The sequence below is a fragment of the Salipiger sp. PrR002 genome (assembly GCF_010500775.1).
Lineage (GTDB): Bacteria > Pseudomonadota > Alphaproteobacteria > Rhodobacterales > Rhodobacteraceae > Salipiger.
Genome location: NZ_JAAGOU010000026.1, coordinates 17,723 through 32,913, shown reverse-complemented (window position 1 = coordinate 32,913; position 15,191 = coordinate 17,723). Strand labels below are relative to the sequence as shown.

17 protein-coding genes are annotated in these 15,191 nt (G+C 66.4%); 8 read left to right on the top strand and 9 right to left on the bottom strand.

Annotation, left to right across the window (positions count from 1 at the left end):
- Together G0A00_RS20050 and pcaD are read right to left on the bottom strand one after the other, a co-directional pair.
- Positions 1–720 (bottom strand): alpha/beta fold hydrolase, encoded by a 720-nt coding sequence (locus G0A00_RS20050; protein ID WP_164183495.1) that lies wholly within the window; start codon positions 718–720, stop codon positions 1–3.
- Positions 720–1,520, bottom strand: a complete 801-nt coding sequence (pcaD, locus tag G0A00_RS20045; RefSeq protein WP_164183493.1) for a 3-oxoadipate enol-lactonase — start codon at positions 1,518–1,520, stop codon at positions 720–722. The genes G0A00_RS20050 and pcaD overlap by 1 nt, the downstream gene beginning before the upstream one ends.
- Before the next feature lie 232 nt (positions 1,521–1,752).
- Between pcaD and truB the strand changes: the two genes are divergently transcribed.
- Positions 1,753–2,658: a tRNA pseudouridine(55) synthase TruB gene (gene truB / locus G0A00_RS20040; RefSeq protein ID WP_164183491.1), complete on the top strand. Its 906-nt coding sequence runs from the start codon at positions 1,753–1,755 to the stop codon at positions 2,656–2,658.
- A gap of 12 nt (positions 2,659–2,670) precedes the next feature.
- Here the strand turns inward: truB and G0A00_RS20035 are convergent, their stop codons facing one another.
- Both G0A00_RS20035 and G0A00_RS20030 read right to left on the bottom strand, forming a co-directional pair.
- A complete protein-coding gene (locus tag G0A00_RS20035; protein ID WP_164183489.1) occupies positions 2,671–3,498 on the bottom strand; it encodes an alpha/beta fold hydrolase in 828 nt (275 codons plus the stop codon).
- Complete coding sequence (locus G0A00_RS20030; RefSeq protein WP_235953186.1) at positions 3,498–4,202, bottom strand: haloacid dehalogenase type II; 705 nt, start codon at positions 4,200–4,202, stop codon at positions 3,498–3,500. Before G0A00_RS20030 ends, G0A00_RS20035 begins: the two co-directional genes overlap by 1 nt.
- Positions 4,203–4,437: 235 nt before the next feature.
- Here G0A00_RS20030 and G0A00_RS20025 point away from each other — a divergent pair, with 235 nt between their 5' ends.
- Positions 4,438–4,866, top strand: coding sequence for a peptidylprolyl isomerase (locus G0A00_RS20025; protein WP_066102574.1), 429 nt, complete (start codon positions 4,438–4,440; stop codon positions 4,864–4,866).
- Positions 4,867–5,119: 253 nt separating this feature from the next.
- Here the strand turns inward: G0A00_RS20025 and G0A00_RS20020 are convergent, their stop codons facing one another.
- Positions 5,120–6,106, bottom strand: coding sequence for a quinone oxidoreductase (locus tag G0A00_RS20020; protein WP_164183487.1), 987 nt, complete (start codon positions 6,104–6,106; stop codon positions 5,120–5,122).
- Positions 6,107–6,324: 218 nt separating this feature from the next.
- Between G0A00_RS20020 and G0A00_RS20015 the strand changes: the two genes are divergently transcribed.
- Entirely contained in the window at positions 6,325–7,191 is an 867-nt protein-coding gene (locus tag G0A00_RS20015; protein ID WP_164183485.1) for a DUF2189 domain-containing protein, read from the top strand.
- Between the two features lie 48 nt (positions 7,192–7,239).
- Here the strand turns inward: G0A00_RS20015 and G0A00_RS20010 are convergent, their stop codons facing one another.
- Complete coding sequence (locus G0A00_RS20010) at positions 7,240–8,223, bottom strand: NAD(P)H-quinone oxidoreductase (protein WP_164183483.1); 984 nt, start codon at positions 8,221–8,223, stop codon at positions 7,240–7,242.
- 42 nt (positions 8,224–8,265) lie between these two features.
- On the bottom strand, positions 8,266–8,949 hold the full coding sequence (locus G0A00_RS20005) for a COQ9 family protein (protein WP_164183481.1): 684 nt from the start codon (positions 8,947–8,949) through the stop codon (positions 8,266–8,268).
- Between the two features lie 116 nt (positions 8,950–9,065).
- On the opposite strand from G0A00_RS20005, the gene rpsU reads away from it, so the two are divergent.
- A complete protein-coding gene (gene rpsU / locus G0A00_RS20000; protein WP_007818122.1) occupies positions 9,066–9,272 on the top strand; it encodes a 30S ribosomal protein S21 in 207 nt (68 codons plus the stop codon).
- A gap of 210 nt (positions 9,273–9,482) precedes the next feature.
- Here the strand turns inward: rpsU and G0A00_RS19995 are convergent, their stop codons facing one another.
- Both G0A00_RS19995 and G0A00_RS19990 read right to left on the bottom strand, forming a co-directional pair.
- On the bottom strand, positions 9,483–10,940 hold the full coding sequence (locus G0A00_RS19995; RefSeq protein ID WP_368667724.1) for a D-alanyl-D-alanine carboxypeptidase family protein: 1,458 nt from the start codon (positions 10,938–10,940) through the stop codon (positions 9,483–9,485).
- A 323-nt stretch (positions 10,941–11,263) separates the two neighbouring features.
- Positions 11,264–11,962 carry an HAD family hydrolase gene (locus G0A00_RS19990; protein WP_164183479.1) on the bottom strand — a complete coding sequence of 233 codons (699 nt, stop codon included), beginning with the start codon at positions 11,960–11,962 and terminating at the stop codon, positions 11,264–11,266.
- Between the two features lie 141 nt (positions 11,963–12,103).
- On the opposite strand from G0A00_RS19990, the gene clpS reads away from it, so the two are divergent.
- From clpS to hemF, 4 genes are read left to right on the top strand one after another with little or no spacing between them, the layout of a single operon-like run.
- The gene (clpS, locus tag G0A00_RS19985; protein WP_193789514.1) at positions 12,104–12,430 is read left to right on the top strand and encodes an ATP-dependent Clp protease adapter ClpS; all 327 of its coding nucleotides are present in this window, start codon (positions 12,104–12,106) and stop codon (positions 12,428–12,430) included.
- A 24-nt stretch (positions 12,431–12,454) separates the two neighbouring features.
- Positions 12,455–13,435, top strand: coding sequence for a class I SAM-dependent methyltransferase (locus G0A00_RS19980; RefSeq protein ID WP_164183477.1), 981 nt, complete (start codon positions 12,455–12,457; stop codon positions 13,433–13,435).
- Positions 13,436–13,472: 37 nt separating this feature from the next.
- Positions 13,473–14,276, top strand: coding sequence for an SDR family NAD(P)-dependent oxidoreductase (locus G0A00_RS19975; RefSeq protein ID WP_066102546.1), 804 nt, complete (start codon positions 13,473–13,475; stop codon positions 14,274–14,276).
- Positions 14,277–14,294: 18 nt separating this feature from the next.
- Entirely contained in the window at positions 14,295–15,185 is an 891-nt protein-coding gene (gene hemF, locus G0A00_RS19970; protein ID WP_164183475.1) for an oxygen-dependent coproporphyrinogen oxidase, read from the top strand.
- Positions 15,186–15,191 lie beyond the last annotated feature (6 nt).

The window sequence follows — 15,191 nt, the reverse complement described above, 5'->3', positions numbered from 1 at the left end:
TCAGCTCCGGGCGATACGGTCCAGAAGAGCGGCGAGGCCGTCGGGGTCGGACAGGAAGGGCGAATGCGCGCTGCTCATGTCGTAGACGTCCTCTCTTGGCAAGACCGACGCCATGGAACGCTGGTGATCGGGCGGCACCGCGACGTCCTGCGCGCAGACGATGTAGCTGCGCGGCACCTGCTCGACGCGGCCCGTCAGTGTGACGGGCTGTTTCTGGGTGAGGATCGGCTGCGGCGTCAGATGGCGGGCGTCGCGGTTCACCAGCGCCTCGGGACAGTCGTGGTAGAATTTCTCGCGGATCATCGCGGGGTCGAAGTGAAAGGTCACGCCGCCTTCGTCGCGGCGGATCGCCTCGTTCAGCGGCTGGTCCGGCCACGCGCGGCTGAGGCTGGTGACGCTGTCGCCATCCCCAGGCAGGAAGGCGCAGAGATAGACGAGGCGGGCGAAAAGCTCGGGGTGCAGATCGGCGGCCTGCGTGGCGGGGACGCCGGACATGGAATGGGCGACGACAATCGTCGGCTGGCCGACCTCGCGCAGGGTTGCGGTGATCGCATCCACATAGCTCTGCAGGGTCACCTCTTGGCGCGGGGTGGTGTCTTCGCCGTGGCCGGGAAGGTCGATGGCGCGGGCCTCATGCCCCCGGTCGGCCAGCGCCGGGATCACGTCGCGCCAGCACCATGCGCCATGCGACGCGCCGTGGATCAGCAGGAACTGTGCCATCAGATGTGCCCCCCAATGTGGCCTTGGGATTTCAGGAAGCCGCTGAGAACCTTCGCATATTCCGCGGGTTTCTCGACAAAGGGCAGATGCCCGGCGCCGCGGATCAGCGCAAATTGCGAACCGGGGATCAGGTCGGTGGTCTCGCGCACCAGATCGGCCGGGGTGGAGCCGTCCTCGCTGGCGGCAATGCCGAGCACGGGGAGGCGGAGGCCGGAGGTGGGGGTGATGAAATCGGTTCCCGCAATGGCGGCGGCGCAGCCCATGTAGCCCTTGGCGGGCGTGCGGGTCAGCATGTTGTGCCACGGGCGGAACGCGGGGCTGGCGCGGAAGCGGCGGGTGAACCAGCGTTCCAGCACCGAATCCGCCACCGCCGTGACGCCGCGCTTTTCCACCTCGGCGATGCGGGCTTGCCAGATCTGACGGGTGCCGATCTTGGCGGAGGTGTTCGACAGGACCGCCGCGCGCACGAGGTCATGACGCTTTGCCGCGATCCCTTGTGCGACCATCCCGCCCAGAGAAAGGCCGAGAAAAACCGCGTCTTTGAAACCGGTTAGCTCCATCAGTCGCTCGGCATCGCGGACCAGAGCGCCCATGGAATAGGGCGGCTCCGGGCAGTCCGAAAGACCATGACCGCGCATGTCGTAGCGCAGGATACGCAGGCCCTCGGGCAGATGCGGCAGCAGCGGATCCCAGAGCCGCAGATCGGTGCCGAGGGCGTTCGCCAGCACCAGCGGCGCGCCGTCTTCGGGGCCGTCGATCCGGTAGTGCAGGCGGATGTCGCCGAGGTCTGCGATCTGCATGTGAAGGCCCTTTCAGATGGTCGCGGCGACCCTATCGAAGGGCATCGCCGGAGGGAAGGGAACCGGCCCGGAGAGGGGGGCACAATGCATGCACATCCCATGCACAATCCATGCATACGCGCGCCATGCATGGGCGAGGGTGCGGGCACCAGATTGACTCGGGGGCGCGCGCCCTGCTAGCAGGCGCGCCTTGGCAGCACGCAGTATCACTCAGGACCACTCGGGGGCAGACATGGCACGCAAAAAGGGTCGGGACATTTCCGGTTGGCTGATCGTCGACAAACCGGCCGGCATGACGTCCACCTCGGTGGTCAACAAAGTGCGCTGGGCGCTGGCGGCGAAGAAGGCCGGGCACGCGGGCACGCTCGATCCCGAGGCGACCGGCGTTCTGGCCGTGGCGCTGGGTGAGGCGACGAAAACCGTGCCCTATATCACCGACGCGATGAAGGCCTACCGCTTCACCGTGCGTCTGGGTCAGGCGACCAACACCGATGACGCCGAGGGCGAGATCCTGCGCGAGAGCGCCGAGCGTCCCTCGGATGAGGAGATCAAGGAAGCGCTGCACCAGTTCGTCGGCGACATCCAGCAGGTGCCGCCGCAGTTCTCGGCGGTGAAGGTGGATGGCGAGCGCGCCTATAAGCGTGCCCGTGACGGCGAGGAGATGGAGCTTTCCGCCCGCCCGCTCTGGGTGGAGTCGCTGATCATGCTGTCGCGCCCCGATGCGGATCACGTCGAGCTGGAGATGGTCTGCGGCAAGGGCGGCTACGTGCGCTCGATCGCCCGCGATCTGGGCGAGGCGTTGGGATGCTTCGGCCATGTGCTGTGGCTGCGCCGCGAGTGGTCGGGCCCGTTCGAGGCCAAGGACGGCATTTCGGTCGAAGAGATCGACGCGCTGGCCAAGACGCCCGAACTGGATGCCAAGCTGCTGCCGACCGAGGTGGGGCTGGCCGATCTGCCCGAGCTGCGCTGCACGCCCGAGGGCGCCGCAAAGCTGCGCAACGGCAACCCCGGCATGGTGATCCCCGGTGAGGCCGACTACGGCGACGAAGCCTGGGCCTCTTTTGAGGGCAAGCCTGTCGCGGTCGGCATCTTCAAGGCGGGCGAGTTGCATCCGAGCCGGGTGTTCAACCTGGCCTGAGCCCGCTGACCCTCAGCTCAGCATCTTCAGCCAGCGCGTCAGCGCGCTGAGCGACTCGGGCTCGTCGAGGAAGGGCACATGGCCGCGGCCGGGGATCTCGGCGGCGATCATGTCGGGGCGGCGGCGCTTCATTTCCGCGAAGGTCTCGGCGGTCAGCAGCGTCGAGCCATCGCCGCGCAGCGCGCAAAGCGGCAGGCCCTTCAGCGCATCGAACAGCGGCCAGAGGTCGGCCACCGGCTGCGCCCCGGCCTCGAGCACCGCGTCGCGCAGGCGCGGGTCATACTGGATTTGCAGACCTTCCGGCGTCTCGCGGTAGAACTTGCGCACCTCGTCCATCCAGCGCCTTGGCGGCACGTCCTTGAAGGCGGTCATGCCCTGCGCCATCTGCGCCGCGGCCTCGTCGTAGCTCTTCCAGCCGGGGTTTCTGCCGATGTAATCCTTGATCACCGCCAGCCCTTCGCTGCCGATGTCGGGGCCGATGTCGTTGAGCGCGACCCCCAGAAGCCGGTCTTTCACCATGGCGGCCAGCAGCATGGCGATCAGCCCGCCGCGCGAGGTGCCGAGGATCGCCGCCTGCTTCAGCCCGAGGTGATCGAGCAGTTCCACCGCGTCGCGCCCCTCGATGGGGATGGTGTAGCTGGCGTGATCGGTCCAGTCAGACTGCCCCCGGCCACGGTAGTCCATGCGGATCAGGCGCACTTTGGCGGGATCGAGATGCGGCGCGAGATAATCGAAGTCGCGCCCGTCGCGGGTCAGCCCGGCGAGGCAGAGCAGCGGCAGGCCGTGGCCCTCGTCGGTGTAATGGATCGATAGACCGTCGGAGGTGGTGAATTCGGGCATCACAGAAGCTCCGGGATTGTGGTGAGGTCGGGCAGGACATGGTGCGGGCGGCCGGGAAGGCAATCCATCGGCTCGCCGGCGCGGTTCACCCATGCGGTCACAAAGCCGTAGGCGGCGGCCCCGGCGGCGTCCCAGCCGTTGGACGAGACAAAGAGCACCTGCGCGGGCTCGGTGCCGAAGTGTGTGCCGACGAGGTCGTAGACCGGGCGCGCGGGTTTGAAGATGCCCACCTCCTCGACCGAGAGCACGGCGTCCAGATGCTCGGCGATGCCCGCGCTTGAGACGGCCCCGTCCAGCATGTCGGGGCTGCCATTGGAGAGGATGGCGCAGCCGAGGCCGCGGGCCTTGAGGCTGGCCAGAAGCTGCGGCACCTCGGGGTAGGCGGGCAGCTGCCAGTAGAGGCCGAGCAGGGTTTCGCGCAGCTCCGGATCCTCGAGCCCATGACGGGCCATGGCCCAGTCGAGCCCGTCCTGCGTCACCTGCCAGAAGCTGCAGTGATCCCCGGTGATCGCGCGCAGCCAGCTGTATTCCAGCTGCTTGCGGCGCCAGTCGGCAGAGAGCGCGGGCCAGAGCGCGGCGAGCCGGTCCTGTCCCGGCGCCTCGGCGGCGGTGCGGGCGGCGCCTGCGACATCGAAGAGCGTGCCATAGGCGTCGAAGACGCAGGTGGTGATCTTTGCCGGTGTCATCTCTGCCTGTGCCATCATTGCCTGTCCATGGATGTCGTACTCCTCCTCGCAATCCGGCGCAGGGTGGCATGGGCGGGGGGCTGTCGGAAGGGCGAATTTTCCGCCGTTTTGGGGCTAGTGCGGGCGGTTTGGACATCCTCTTTGCAATCCCGGGGCAGGATGCTTAGGTTAGAGGGGAGAGCAAACGAGCACCCGCTGCGACAGGCGGCCTCGTCCCATCCACAGAACTTTCCCAAAAGATCGGAGACACCCCATGACGCAGGTCAAGACCGGCGACACCGTTCGTATTCATTACACCGGCACGCTCAACGACGGCACCACCTTTGATTCCAGCGCAGGCCGTGACCCGCTGGAGTTCGAAGTGGGCTCGGGCCAGATCATCCCCGGCCTCGACAAGGCGATGCCCGGCATGACCGTCGGCGAGAAGAAGACCGTCGAGGTCACTTCGGACGAAGCCTACGGCCCGATGCAGCCCGAGGCGCGCCAGACCGTGCCGCGCACCGAGATCCCTGACAACATCCCGCTCGATCTGGGCACCCCGCTGCAGGTGCAGACCCCCACCGGTCAGGTGGTGCAGGTGACCGTGGCGGAAGTGACCGAGACCGAGGTCACGCTCGACGCCAACCACCCGCTGGCGGGCAAGGATCTGACCTTCGCCATCGAGCTGGTCGAGATCGCCTGATCAGGCTTGATCTCTCGGGGCTGCGGCTCCGGTAGAATTGAGAGCGGCGCGGGGGGACCCGCGCCGTTTTCGTTGTTCTCGCCATTCGCCCGGAAGCAAGCCGAAGGCGCCGGGCGAGCGCCGGCCCGTCCGGGCGGGCTGGCGCTTTTTCAGCGGCGCACGACGTTCGGGTGTCATCCGGAACTGGCAGGCATAAAGCGCAGACCACAAATGTAGGCGCGCCACCCCACGGGCCGACGCTCACCCGCCGCCCTCACTCCAGCGTCAGGATCGTCTGGCCAGTGGTCTTGCGCGCTTCGAGGGCGCGATGCGCTTCGGCGACGTCCTCCAGCGGGAAGCGCTGGTCGATGCGGATCTTCACCGCGCCCGACGAGACCTTGCCCATCAGCATCGCCGCCATCTCCTGACAGGCGGCGGGGTCGGCGATATGCGCGAAGAGGGTGGGGCGCGTGACCTTCAGCGAGCCCTTCTGCGCAAGAATGCCGAGGTTGAACGCCTCGACCGGCCCCGAGGCATTGCCGAAGGAGATCATCATACCGAGCGGCTTCAAGCAGTCGAGCGAGCCAATGAAGGTGGAGGCGCCGATGGAATCCATCACCACGTCGACACCCTTGCCGTCGGTCAGCTCGCGGGTGCGGGCGGTGAAATCCTCGGTGCTGTAGTTGATGCAGGCGTCGGCGCCGTGATCGAGCGCCAGCTGGCATTTGGCGTCCGACCCGGCGGTGCCGATCAGGCGGATTCCCTCGGATTTCGCCCATTGGCAGGCGATGAGGCCCACGCCCCCGGCGGCGGCATGAAAGAGCACCGTGTCGCCCTTCTTGAGCGGGGTGGTGCGGTGAAAGAGATACTGAACGGTCAGCCCTTTCAGCATCATTGCCGCGCCTTCCTCGAAGGAAATCTCGTCGGGCAGCTTGCAGACCTGCGCCGCCGACATCACCCGCGCCTCGGTATAGGCGCCCGGAGGGGCGGCGGCATAGGCGGCGCGGTCACCGGGGGCGAGATGGGTGACGCCTTCGCCCACCGCCTCGATCACGCCCGAGGCTTCCATGCCGAGCGCATGCGGCAGTTCCAGCGGGTAGAGGCCAGAGCGCTGGTAGCAGTCGATGAAGTTGAGGCCGCAGGCCTTGTGGCGGATCAGGATCTGGCCGGGGCCGGGCTCGCCGATGGGCCAGTCCGCCAGCTTCAGCGCTTCGGGGCCGCCGTTTTCCTCGATGATGACGGTGCGGGCTGTTGCGGTCATCGGGGTCTCCTCCTTGATGGCTTTGCGGCAGACCCTGCGACGGGGGAGAGGCGGGCGCAAGAGGGGGCTGTTGCGGGTGTCGCAGGCTCGTGATGCGCAGGGGGGCCTTTTCGTGCTAGTCTTGGTCCACACACGCGCGGCCGATCCGTCCGGCCCTCGGCGCGTGCCATGGCCGGACCTGTGATTGGCGCACCGCGCGACGCCAAGGGAGGAGGCTCATGGCACAGACACCTCATACAATCGGAAACCCGCTCAGCTGGGCTGCGCAGCAGTTGTCGGCGGCGGGCTCGCATGTTTCCGCCTCGACGCGGGAGTTGGGCATGGATCATGCCCATACGCCGCGCCGGGTGCGGACCATGGCGATGTCGGACATCTCCGACTCGCTGCGCGCCGGGTGGGAGGACTTCAAGGCCTGCCGCAGCGACGTGCTGTTCATCGTGCTCATCTACCCCGTGATGGGGCTTTTGCTGATGGGCATGGCGTTTCATCAGGCGCTGCTGCCGCTGCTGTTTCCCATGGCGGCGGGCTTTGCGCTGATCGGGCCGATGGCGGCGGTCGGGCTTTATGAAATGAGCCGCAAGCGCGAGATGGGGCTGGAGGCCACATGGCGCGACGCCTTCTCGGTGCTCAGCTCGCCCGCCTTTGGCGCGATGCTGGTGATGGGGCTCTATCTGATCGCGCTCTTTTGCGCGTGGATGCTGGTGGCGCATTTCATCCATCTGGCGACCATGGGGCCTGCGGTTCACCAAAGCCTCGGGGCCTTCCTGTCGGATGTGTTCAACACCTCGGGCGGCTGGTGGATGATCGTGCTGGGCTGCGGCGTGGGCTTCGTGTTCGCGCTGGTGGCGCTGGCGGTCTCGGTGGTGTCGTTCCAGCTGCTGCTGCACCGGCACGTGGGCGCGCCGGTGGCGGTGATGACCTCGGTGCATGTGCTGCAGAAGAACCCGCGTGTGGTGCTCTGCTGGGGCGCGGTGGTCGCGGTGCTGCTGGTGCTGGGTTCGCTGCCGCTGCTGCTGGGGCTGATGGTGGTGCTGCCGCTGCTGGGCCACGCCAGCTGGCACTTCTACCGCCGCGCAGTGGCGTGAGCGGGGGCCGGGCGGGCAGGCGCGCGCCCGGCTCGTGGGGCCTGTGGATCAGGCGACCTTGAGGACGATCTTGCCGATGTGGGTCGAGCCTTCCATGCGGGCGTGGGCGTCCGAGGCCTGCGCGAGCGGGAAATCGGAATCCATCACTGGTGCGACGCGGCCCGCCTCCAAAAGCGGCCAGACATGGGTGCGCAAGGCGTCCGCGATGCGCGCCTTGGCCAGATCGCTCTGCGGGCGCAGGGTGGAGCCGGTGATGGTCAGCCGCCGCATCATTACCTGCGCGAAGTTAAGCTCGGCCTTGGGTCCTTGCAGGAAGGCGATCTGCACGAGGCGGCCTTCGTCGGCCAGCGCCTTGACGCTGCGCGCGATGTAGTCGCCGCCAACCATGTCAAGGATCAGATTGGCACCGCCTTCGCTGCGCAGCACCTCGACGAAATCCTCTTCGCGGTAGTTGATCGCCCGCTCGGCCCCGAGCGTTTCGCAGGCGGCGCATTTGTCGGCCGAGCCTGCGGTGGCGAAGACCCGCGCGCCGAAGGCGCTGGCAAGCTGGATCGCGGTGGTGCCGATGCCCGAGGAGCCACCGTGCACAAGGAAGCGCTCGCCCGCCTGCAGCGCCCCGCGCTGGAAGACGTTGCTCCAGACGGTGAAGAAGGTCTCGGGCAGGCAGGCGGCCTCGCGCAGCCCCATGCCCGCCGGCACGGGCAGGCAATGCGCGGCGGGCGTGGCGACATATTCGGCATAACCGCCGCCGGGCAGCAGGGCGCAGACCTCATCGCCCACGGCGGGCCAGCTGACGCCGGGGCCGGTGGCCACCACCTCGCCGGAACATTCGAGGCCGGGCAGGTCCGAGGCGCCGGGGGGCGGCGCGTAGCTGCCCGCGCGTTGCAGCGCGTCGGGGCGATTGACCCCGGCATAGGCCACGCGGATCACCACCTGCCCATGGGCAGGGGAGGGGACGGGGCGCTCGGTCAGGCGCAGCACCTCGGGGCCGCCGGGCTGCGAGATCTCCACGGCGCGCATTGTCTCGGTCATGTCTTGTCCTGTCTTGCTGTCGTCCGGCGGTGGGGGCGGCGCTTAGCGCGGCGCGGTCCAGCCGCCGGGCAGGCCGTTGCGGATGTTGCGCGGCGGGCGGACCTTGCCGAGCATCTTTTCCGAGCTGGCAAAGACCTTGCCCAGCACCGGGGTGGCGCGGACCTTGGCCTTGGTCTTCTCGAAGCGCATCACATCCTCGATCCGGCGGTCGAGGAATTCCCACGTGGCGTGATTGTCGAGCGAATCATCGCCCAGCCAGTAGAGCACCGTCGAGGAATAGACCGCGCTCAGCGTGGCGCGTTTCGTGTACCAGTTGAAATCGCGGTCGGTGTCGCCCAGTTCCGTCCAGATACGATCGGCGGTGCCCCAGATCAGCTTGGCACCGTCGGCGGCATACATCGGCAGCGCAAAGAGCGTGGTGCCGCGGCGCACCGCCTCGCGGTCGTCCACCGCCTCGATCCGCGTGCGCACGGCGAGCGCGACACGGTCGCGGAAGCGCATCTCGGATTGGTCAATCTCCTTGAGGCGCTGGGACATAGCCTCGTCGCCGCGCCGGTGGAAGGCGATCGCCATGTCCACCGCGCCGCGCGGGTAGAGCCCGCGGGCCACCACCGGGTCCACCCCGGCATCGCTTGCCGCCGCGCGGAAGGTCGTCTCGGACCAGCCGTCGAAGGCGACATGGTTCAGCGCCGCATCAAGCAGGCGCCCGGCAATATCTTCACTCATGGGGCCTCTCCTTTGACTTAATGGGTAGGAGTCTAGACAAGATTGGCAAGCCTTGCTATAGACCGGCTTCCTGCAATTTCCTTGCAACTCAAACTTAGAAAGGTGGTGAAAACCACATGCAGGTTAGTGTTCGCGACAACAACGTCGATCAGGCGCTCCGCGCCCTGAAGAAGAAGCTGCAGCGCGAAGGCGTTTTCCGCGAAATGAAGCTCCGGCAGCATTTCGAGAAACCGTCCGAGAAGAAAGCTCGCGAGAAAGCCGAAGCCATCCGCCGCGCCCGCAAGCTGGCGCGCAAGAAGGCTCAGCGCGAAGGTCTCCTCTAAGGTTCGCCTTTGAGATCTTGCTCGTGAGGTCAGCCAGCTGACCTTCCGACACAGAAGAAATTGACGACCCCCGGGGCCTGGCCTTCGGGGGTTTGTCGTTTCTGGCATATGGCTTTCGGGACAGGGGGCTTTGACGCTCCTTGCGGCGCGCAAAAAGAAACCCCGGGAATGTCCCGGGGTTTCTTTTTGTTCGTGAGATGTGGCGGCGTCTCAGCTCGGCCCGATCATGAAGCAGGTGACCTGCCGGGCTTGCAGACGGCGGCAGGCAAGATCGGCGGTCTCACGCGAGAGCCCCATGAAGTTGGCGTCAAAGCCGCTGGAGCGGTCGACCACCTTGCGCAGCGAGCCGTCGAGCGTGGCGGTTTCCATCAGCGCGGTTTTCAGCAGAATTTTCTCGGCGGCATAGCGGCTGGGATAGCGGCCCACGTTGATGCCCCAGTGGCGCCCGCCCGAGGTCGAAACGCGGGTGACGACCTCTTGCGTGTCGGGCTCTGCGATGGCGGCGGTCTCAAGGCTCACCGGCTCGGAGGCGCTGGCCAGAAGCATCTGCTGCGGGCGGCGCATCGGCTTGATCGAGGCGTCGGGCGCAATCCCCGTATCACCCTCGGCGATGGCGATGGCGGCTTCGACAGCAGCGGTTTCGGCGGCGGGCTGGTCGACCTTCGCGACGTCGATCTTTTCGGGGGCGACGGCCACCGGCGGCTCGACCTTGGCGACTTGTACGCTTTCCAGCACGTTGGCGATGTCATCCTCGACCCCGGCCACCAGCGGCGCGACATCGGTGCCGCTTACACCGGGACGCAGCTTGGGGCGCAGGCTTTTGGGGACGGCGGCGGCGGCGACGCGGATCGACTTGCCGCGCAGGCCCGAATCATTGGGATCGGCATCGGCGACCATCATGTCATTGCCGATGCGGCCCATATAGGCCGGCTTGGCCGGGCGGCGCAGCGCGACGTTGGTCTTGGCGCGCTTGAAGCCGAGGTTCAGAAGCTCGGCGCTTTTGGCGTTGCGCGCGGCGGTGGAGGTGCCGCCGAAGACCACGGAAATGATGCGCTCGCGCCCACGCTCGGCAGAGGCGACGAGGTTGAAGCCCGCGGCGCGGGTGTAGCCGGTCTTGATGCCGTCGGCGCCTTGGTAGGCGGCAAGGAAGCGACGGTTGGTGTTGGCCACTTCGCGCATGCCGGCATCGGTCGTGCGGCGCGAGAAGAGGTTATAATATTCGGGGTAATCGTAGAGGATGTGCCGGCCCATGATCGCCATGTCGTGGGCGGTGGACAGATGGCCTTCGGTGGTCAAGCCATGGGCGTTTTTGTAGGTCGTGCGGGTCATCCCCAGCGCCTTGGCCGTGCGGTTCATCCGGCGGGCGAAGGCGGCTTCCGACCCTTCGATGGCCTCGCCGATGGCGGTGGCGGCATCATTGGCCGACTTCACGGCGGCGGCGCGGATCAGGTAGCGAAGTTTGATCTTTTGCCCGGAGCGCAGGCCCAGTTTCGAGGGCGGCTCTGCTGCGGCATTGCGCGAGATGGTCACCACGGTGTCGAGGCTGATCTCGCCATGCTCCACCGCCTCGAAGGCGATGTAGAGCGTCATCATCTTGGTCAGCGAGGCGGGGTGTAGCCGGGTTTCGGCGTTCTCCGAAAACAGGATTTCGCCTGATCTCGCATCCATCACCAGCGCTGCGTAGGGTGCAGCCCAAGCGCCCAGCGGGGCCACCAAGGTGAGCCAGATGAGTGTAAAAATATACAGGCCTGCTCGGCCCGGTCGCCACATGCGCCGTCCCGTCACGATACTCGCCTCTTCTGCCTCTCGCCCCGGTTTTCCGGTGGCCAACTGTTCTAGTTTGGGGAAACGCTAGCACGGGATGCTTAAAAAATAAAGCCTGCAGTGCCTTGATTTTCCGCAATTTTCCTGAATGTGATTTCCCATATATTGCGTTCTATCAGGCAGTTGGCCGCTAGAGAGGCGATTAAGGCAAAATTGTGCAAACTTATTCAGCCAATCGCGTCGACCAATTGTGCCAGCGCGCCCAAATGGGGAATCTCTCGAAATCTTGGGTGGTCGAGGCGGTCGTCATGCTCGAGGCTCCACGCCAGATCCTGCGGCACGAAGACACCCCAGCTGCCCGCGCGGATCGCCGGGTTCACGTCGGATTTGAGCGAATTGCCCACCATCATCGCGGCCTCCGGACCGCCGGGACAGGCGGCGAAAATGCGGGCGTAGGTCTGCGGCTGCTTGTCAGAGACGATCTCGACCCGGTCGAACATCTCGCCCAAGCCCGATTGCGCCAGCTTGCGCTCCTGATGCAACAGATCGCCCTTGGTGATCAGCACGAGGTGGTGATCGGGGGCCAGCGCCTCGACCGCGTCCTGCGCGTGCGGCAGCAGCTCGATCGGATGGGCCAGCATGTCCTGCCCGTACGCGAGGATCTGCCCGATGACCGTGCCGGGCACGCGGCCCTCGGTCACTTCCACCGCGGTCTCGATCATCGACAGAACGAAGCCCTTCACCCCAAAGCCATAGTGGCCGATGTTGCGCTTCTCGGCCTCCAGCAGCCGGGCGTCGAGGTGGTCTCGCGCCACGTGATCTGCCAGAAGATCGGCGAATCGCTCCTGCGTGAGATTGAAGAAGCGTTCGTTGTGCCAGAGCGTATCGTCGGCATCGAACGCGATTGTTTGCAGTTTCCTGTCCATAATGACGCCTCTTGGGGCCGCGGGTCTTTCCTCCGGGGCTGCTTGGATTTATATAGACCCTTCAAAGCCGGAACCGCAAAGCACACGCAAAGCAAAAGCGTCCTTGAGATGATCCAATCCGTCACGGCCCATAAAACCCGCATGACCGACCCGAACGACCCTCGCGATGGTGAGGGCGGCGCTGATGTCGTGCTCGAAACCAAGCCGAAAACCAAACGCCCGCCGCTCTATAAGGTGCTGCTGCTGAACGACGACTACACGCCGATGGAATTCGTCGTGCATGTGCTCGAGCGGTTCTTCGGCATGACCCACGCGCAGGCGTTCGAAGTGATGCTGACCGTCCATAAAAAGGGCGTCGCCGTCGTTGGCGTGTTCAGCCACGAGATCGCCGAGACCAAAGTGGGTCAGGTGATGGATTTCGCCCGGCGCCACCAGCATCCGCTGCAATGCACCATGGAAAAGGAGTGATCCGCCCGATCCGGCGGCTCGACCATGTCTGATACCCGATTGAGTTTCGCGCTTGAGGGAGGTCTCGACCTGCCCTCCGAAGGGCGCATCCTGCTGCTCGGCGCGCCCGGCGATTTCGACGCCAGCGCCCTGCCGCGTGAGCGTTGCACGGTTGTGCAGCGGTCTGCCCCCGATTTCGCCGCTTGGGAGCGCCGTGGCTGGGATGTCGCCACCGCCCCCGAGGGAGAGTTCGCCGCCGCCATCGTCTTTCTGCCGCGTGCCCGCGACCGCGCCGAGACGTGGATCGCCGAGGCCTGCGCCGCCGCCAAGGGTGGTCTGGTGATCGTCGACGGCCAGAAGATCGACGGCATCGACACCGCGCTGAAGGCCGTCCGCAAGCGCACCGAGGTGACCGGTCAGGTCTCGAAGGCGCATGGCAAGAGCTTCTGGTTCGCCGCCACCGACGCGCTCGCCGATTGGGCGCGCGGTCCGGCGCAGCTTGACGGCGGCCAATGGACGGCGCCGGGCGTGTTCTCGGCCGATGGGCCGGACCCGGCGAGCGAGGCGCTGTTGGCCGCACTACCGCAGAAACTGGGCACCAATGTCGCCGATCTGGGCGCGGGCTGGGGTGGTCTGGCGAATGGTATCCTCACCCGCGAGAAGATTGGCGCGCTGCATCTGGTCGAGGCCGATCTGGTCGCGCTCGATTGCGCGCGCCGCAATGTCACCGACCCGCGCGCGCAGTTCCACTGGGCCGACGCGCTGAACTGGACGCCGCCCGCGCTACTGGATGCGGTGGTGATGAACCCGCCGTTCCACACCAACCGGCGCAAGGCCGAGCCCTCGCTGGGGCAGGCGTTCATCGACGCGGCGGCGCGGATGCTGAAACCTTCGGGGCAGCTGTGGCTGGTGGCCAACCGGCATCTGCCCTATGAGACGCGCCTTGCCGAACGCTTCCGCAATTCCGACGAAATCGCCGGGGATGCGCGGTTCAAGATCCTACATGCCTCTCGCCCGGGGCGCTGATCGCGGCTAGCGTGGCGCAAACATCCAAGGGATTCCCATGAGTTTTTCCATCGAAGGCAAGACTGCCATCGTCACCGGTGCCGCCAATGGCGTGGGCCTCGCAATCGCGCGGCACTTCGCGGCGCGCGGCGCCAACGTCATGTTCGCCGACATGGACGAGGGCCGTCTGGCCAAGGAATGCGGCAAGTCCGAAGAAGACAGCACCATGCGCTACTTCGCCGGTGATCTGCGCGAAAAGCTGACGCTGGCCAACCTGCTGTCGGCGACGCTCGACGCCTATGACCGGGTGGATATTCTGGTGAACGGCGCGCGGCAGATCCTGCCCACCAATGTGCTCGACTGCGAGGATGCGTCGCTCGAGACCATGCTGGGGCAGAACCTCGTGCCCGCCATGCGCCTGAGCCAGATCGTCGCCAAGCGGATGATCAAACAGGCCGAGGGCAATGAGGAAGAGCGCTGCGCCGGGACGATCGTCAATATCTCGTCGATCGCCGCCTGCCGCACTAACCCGCATCTGCTGGGCTATTCGGTGTCGGTCGCCGCGCTCGATCAGCTGACCCGCTCGATGGCGGTCTCGCTGGCCGAGCAGCGCATCCGGGTGAACTCGGTGGCCTTCGGCTCGCTGATGTCTTCAAGCCTGAAGAACATCCTCAAGGAGCACCCCGGCTACCGCGAAGAGATCGAAAAGCACACGCCCGCAGGCCGCATCGCCGGGCCGGGCGAGGTCTGCGAGGCGGTGCAGTTCCTTGCGTCCGAGGCTTCGGGCTTTATGACCGGCCAGATCATGACGGTCGACGGTGGCCGTACGCTGATCGACCCGGTCGGCGCGCCGATGCACTGAGCCGGGCAGGGGGACGACATGACCGACGTGTTCGACGCGCGCAAAACACGCGCCTCGCATTGGTTCCGCGCGCTGCGCGACGAGATCGTGGACGCTTTCGAGGGGCTGGAGGACAGCCATGCCTCGGGGCCGCTTTCGGATCACACGGCGGGCCGCTTCACCGTGACGCCGACCACCCGCACTGCCGACGATGGCAGCGACGCGGGCGGCGGGCTGATGAGCGTGATGCGCGGGGGCCGGGTGTTCGAGAAGGTCGGGGTCAACGTCTCGACGGTCTACGGCACGCTGGGCGCGGCGGCGCAGAAATCCATGGCGGCGCGCGGCGTGCCCGGCATCGAGGCCGACCCGCGCTTCTGGGCTTCGGGGATCAGCCTTGTCGCGCATATGCAGAACCCGCATGCGCCCGCGGTGCATATGAACACCCGCATGTTCTGGACCCCCGGCGCGTGGTGGTTCGGCGGCGGCTCGGACCTCAATCCTTGCCTCGAGTATGACGAGGACACGGCGCATTTCCATGCCACCCAGAAAGAGCATCTCGATCCGCATGGCGAGACGCTTTACCCCGAGCTGAAGGCTTGGGCGGACGAGTATTTCTACATTCCGCATCGCAAGCGCGCGCGCGGCGTCGGCGGCATCTTCATGGACGACCGCAACACTGGCGACTGGGAGGCGGATTTCGCCCTCACACAAGACATTGGTCGAGCGTTCCTGCCGGCCTATCTGCCGCTGGTGGAGAAGCGCCGGAGCATGGAATTCGGCGCGGCGGAAAAAGACGCGCAGCTTGTGCATCGCGGGCTCTATGCCGAATACAACCTCGTTTACGACCGGGGCACCAAGTTCGGCCTCGCCACCGGCCATGACCCCGACGCGGTGCTGATGAGCCTGCCGCCACTGGCGAAATGGGTCTGAGCTGAG

Bases quoted from the DNA above. Each gene is read 5' to 3' on its own strand.
- G0A00_RS20020 (WP_164183487.1), bottom strand. From the start codon at position 6,106: ATGACCGCAACAGCCCGCACCGTCATCATCGAGGAAAACGGCGGCCCC.
- G0A00_RS20035 (WP_164183489.1), bottom strand. From the start codon at position 3,498: ATGCCCGAATTCACCACCTCCGACGGTCTATCGATCCATTACACCGAC.
- rpsU (WP_007818122.1), top strand. From the start codon at position 9,066: ATGCAGGTTAGTGTTCGCGACAACAACGTCGATCAGGCGCTCCGCGCC.
- G0A00_RS20050 (WP_164183495.1), bottom strand. From the start codon at position 720: ATGGCACAGTTCCTGCTGATCCACGGCGCGTCGCATGGCGCATGGTGC.
- G0A00_RS20030 (WP_235953186.1), bottom strand. From the start codon at position 4,202: ATGATGGCACAGGCAGAGATGACACCGGCAAAGATCACCACCTGCGTC.
- G0A00_RS20010 (WP_164183483.1), bottom strand. From the start codon at position 8,223: ATGACCGAGACAATGCGCGCCGTGGAGATCTCGCAGCCCGGCGGCCCC.
- G0A00_RS19975 (WP_066102546.1), top strand. From the start codon at position 13,473: ATGAGTTTTTCCATCGAAGGCAAGACTGCCATCGTCACCGGTGCCGCC.
- pcaD (WP_164183493.1), bottom strand. From the start codon at position 1,520: ATGCAGATCGCAGACCTCGGCGACATCCGCCTGCACTACCGGATCGAC.
- G0A00_RS19995 (WP_368667724.1), bottom strand. From the start codon at position 10,940: ATGGATGCGAGATCAGGCGAAATCCTGTTTTCGGAGAACGCCGAAACC.
- G0A00_RS20015 (WP_164183485.1), top strand. From the start codon at position 6,325: ATGGCACAGACACCTCATACAATCGGAAACCCGCTCAGCTGGGCTGCG.
- G0A00_RS20005 (WP_164183481.1), bottom strand. From the start codon at position 8,949: ATGAGTGAAGATATTGCCGGGCGCCTGCTTGATGCGGCGCTGAACCAT.
- hemF (WP_164183475.1), top strand. From the start codon at position 14,295: ATGACCGACGTGTTCGACGCGCGCAAAACACGCGCCTCGCATTGGTTC.
- G0A00_RS20025 (WP_066102574.1), top strand. From the start codon at position 4,438: ATGACGCAGGTCAAGACCGGCGACACCGTTCGTATTCATTACACCGGC.
- clpS (WP_193789514.1), top strand. From the start codon at position 12,104: ATGACCGACCCGAACGACCCTCGCGATGGTGAGGGCGGCGCTGATGTC.
- G0A00_RS19990 (WP_164183479.1), bottom strand. From the start codon at position 11,962: ATGGACAGGAAACTGCAAACAATCGCGTTCGATGCCGACGATACGCTC.
- truB (WP_164183491.1), top strand. From the start codon at position 1,753: ATGGCACGCAAAAAGGGTCGGGACATTTCCGGTTGGCTGATCGTCGAC.
- G0A00_RS19980 (WP_164183477.1), top strand. From the start codon at position 12,455: ATGTCTGATACCCGATTGAGTTTCGCGCTTGAGGGAGGTCTCGACCTG.